General features: G+C 72.2%; 2 protein-coding genes. Both read right to left on the bottom strand.

Going from position 1 to position 3,215, the window contains the following annotated elements:
- The coding region (locus tag ACYVE9_RS20355; RefSeq protein ID WP_461029328.1) for a zinc-dependent alcohol dehydrogenase at positions 1-1,188 on the bottom strand (1,188 nt) is incomplete at its 3' end.
- Between the two features lie 25 nt (positions 1,189-1,213).
- Positions 1,214-3,139 (bottom strand): asparagine synthase (glutamine-hydrolyzing), encoded by a 1,926-nt coding sequence (gene asnB / locus ACYVE9_RS20350; RefSeq protein WP_461029327.1) that lies wholly within the window; start codon positions 3,137-3,139, stop codon positions 1,214-1,216.
- Positions 3,140-3,215 lie beyond the last annotated feature (76 nt).

Raw genomic sequence — 3,215 nt, 5'->3', positions numbered from 1 at the left:
GGACACCCCGCCGCCGCGCCGCACCGCGGGCACGGCCACCGCCGGGGCCTCGGCCTCCGCCGCGTGCCCGGGGTACCGGAACAGCACGGCCACCGCTTTCAGGTCGCCGTCCTTCAGCCGCCGGTACGTCTCCACGGCGTCGTCGAAGTCGGCCAGGTGGGAGACCAGGGGCTCCACGTCGACGCGGCCGAGGGCGAGCAGGTCGAGAAAGCACGCCAGGTTGCGGCGCTCGGTCCAGCGCACGTAGCCGATCGGGTAGTCCCGCCCCTCCAGTTCGTACTCCGGGTCGTAGCGCCCGGGGCCGTAACTGCGGGAGAACCGTACGTCGAGCTCCTTCTCGTAGTACGCGTTCCACGGCAGGTCCAGGCGGCACTTGCCGATGTCGACGACCCGGCCGCGGTCCCGGCTCAGCCGGGCGGCCAGCTCGACGGGCTGGTTGCTGCCGCCGCCGGCCGCCAGATACACCTGGTCCACACCGTGACCGCCGGTGAGTTCGGCGACCGAGTTCTCCACAGCCGCGGAGGCGGGATCGCCGCAGGCCGCCGCGCCCAGCCGCTCGGCCAGTTCGCAGCGCACCGGGTCGGGATCGACACCGACGACGCGGACTCCCGAGGCGGCCAGCAGCTGCACCACCAACTGCCCGATCAGTCCGAGGCCGATGACCAGCGCCACGTCGCCGAGCTGCGACTCGCCGCGGCGGACGCCCTGCAACGCGATCGACCCGACGGTGCCGAAGGCCGCGTGCCGCGGCGCGAGGCCGTCCGGCACCCGGGCGTAGAGGTTCTTCGGCACCCAGTTCAGTTCGGCGTGCAGCGCGTGCTCGTTGCCGGCGCAGGCCACGAGGTCCCCGACCGCCACGTCCTCGATGCCGGTGCCGACCTGCTCGACCACCCCGCACAGGGAGTAGCCCAGCGGCGTGTAGGAGTCCAACCGGTTGATCACCTTGCGGTAGGTGGCGGCCATCCCGTTGGTGGCCGCGCTCTGCACCACCTTGGCCACCTGGTCCGGCCGGGAGCGGGCCTTGCCCAGCATCGACATGCCGGCCTCGGACACCTTCATGAGCTCGGTTCCGGTGGATATCAGCGAGTAGGCGCTCCGGACCAGCACCCCGTCCGGCTTGCACCCCGGCACCGGCACGTCGAGCAGCGCCAGTTCGCCGCTCCGGTAGTTCTGCACAACCTGTTTCACCCGAAGTCCTCTTGTCTCTACGCCGTCAGGGAGATGTCCGGCCGGACCCGGAGGTCGCGCCGCGGTACCAGTACTCGAGGGTCAGCACGTGCCACAGATGCTTGGAGAAGTCCCGGTGCCCGGCGGCGTCCTCGGCGACGAGCCGCGCCAACGCGTCGCGGCGCAGGAAACCGGAGTTGACGAGCACGCCGTCATGGACCACCTCACGCACCAGCGGCGCCAGGTCCCGGCTCATCCAGGCCCGCAGCGGGGCGCTGAACAGGCCCTTCGGCCGGTACACGATCTCCCGGGGCAGTACCGATGCGGCGGCCTCCTTGAGGACGGCCTTGCCCTGCCGTCCGACGATCTTGCGATCGCCGGGCACGGCGAACGCCGCCCTGACCACGTCGACGTCCACGTACGGCACCCGCACCTCGGTCGAGGCGGCCATGCTCGACCGGTCCGTGTAGGCGAGGTTCAGACCCGGCAGGAACATCCGGGTGTCGCCCAGGCACATGCGGTTGACGAAGTCGTCGAGGTCGTTGTCCCGGTAGGTGTCCGCGTGCTCGGTCAGCACGTCGTCGACCGTCCCGGCCAGGTCCGGATCGACCAGCCCGAGCAGCTCGTTCCGGTCGTACATGGTGTAACTGCGCCGGAACGCGGTCTCCTCCGGCAGGTCGGCGAAGGAGAGGAACCGCTTCGCGAAGCGCACCGACCGGTAGCCCCGGCGGGACGTGGCCACCGGCAGCCGGTCCACGGTCGCGGACAGGCCGCGCCGCAGCGGCCGCGGGACGCGCTGGTAGCGCAGCGCCAGCAGGTTGGCCAGGTGCTTGCGGTAACCGGCGAACAACTCGTCGGCACCCATGCCCGAGAGCATCACCTTCACCCCGGCCTCCCGGGCCGCCGAACAGATGAGGAAGGTGTTGATCGCGGCGGGATCACCGATCGGCTCGTCCAGGTGGTACGTCATCCGCGGCAGCAGGTCGAGCACGTCCGGGGCGATCTCGATCTCGTGCAGGTCGACGCCGAACCGCTCGGCCACCTGCCGGGCGTACCGCAGGTCGTCCGGCATCGCCTCGAACCTGGCGTCCTCGGCGCGGAAACCGATCGTGTAGGCCGAGATGCCCGGCCGGTCGCGGGCCGCGAGCGCCGTCAGGTAGCTGGAGTCCAGCCCACCGGAGAGAAAGGTGGCCACGGGCACGTCGGAGAGCAGGTGGCGCCGGGTCGACTCCTCGACGACGGCGGCGATGTCCGGCCGCTCACCGCTGCGGGCCTGATCCCGGCCCTCGGCGGCGACGTCCCGGAGGTTCCAGAACCGGCCGCGCTCCACCCGGCCGTCGGGCCGGCACCGCAGCCAGCTCCCCGGCGGCAGCTTCTCCGCCTCACGGAACGCGCACCGCGAGTCCGGCACCCAGTAGTACAGCAGCGAGGCGACCAGCGCGGCATGGTCCACCTGGAGCGACCCGCCGGTCGCGGCGGCGAGTGCCTTCAGCTCGGAGGCGAACATCAGGCCCCCGCCGCGCCGGAGCAGGAACAGGGGCTTGACGCCGAGCTGGTCGCGGGCGAGCACCAGGTCACCGGTTCGCTCGTCGAAGACGCCGAACGCGAACATGCCGCGCAGCCGGGGCAGGCAGTCCGTGCCCCAGCGCCGCCAGGCCTCCAGCACCACCTCGGTGTCGGAGGTACCGCGGAACCGCACCCCGGCCGAGGACAGCTCGGCACGCAGCTCGGGCGCGTTGTACAGCTCGCCGTTGTACGTCATGGCGAGACCGCCCGACACCATCGGCTGGGCGCCCGCCTCGGACAGGTCGACGACGGCCAGCCGGCGGTGCCCGAGGTGCACCTCGCCGTCCCCGGCGGCGTGGCCGTACCGGCCCGCCCCGTCCGGGCCGCGGTGGGCGAGGATGTCGGTGAGCCGGTCCGTCACGGCCTTGCCGTCCGGCCATCGGTACGTGCCTGCGATGCCACACATGTCCTACCGCCCCTCCTGGTTGCCGTCCGGGACCGGTGCCGCCCACGTCGGCAGCCGCTCCGTCCGCCGCCGGTCC

The organism is Streptomyces sparsus (assembly GCF_054776295.1).
The sequence above is the reverse complement of the archived record's forward strand: the minus strand, read 5'-3'. Positions and strand labels throughout refer to the sequence as shown.

Bases quoted from the DNA above. Each gene is read 5' to 3' on its own strand.
- asnB (WP_461029327.1), bottom strand. From the start codon at position 3,139: ATGTGTGGCATCGCAGGCACGTACCGATGGCCGGACGGCAAGGCCGTG.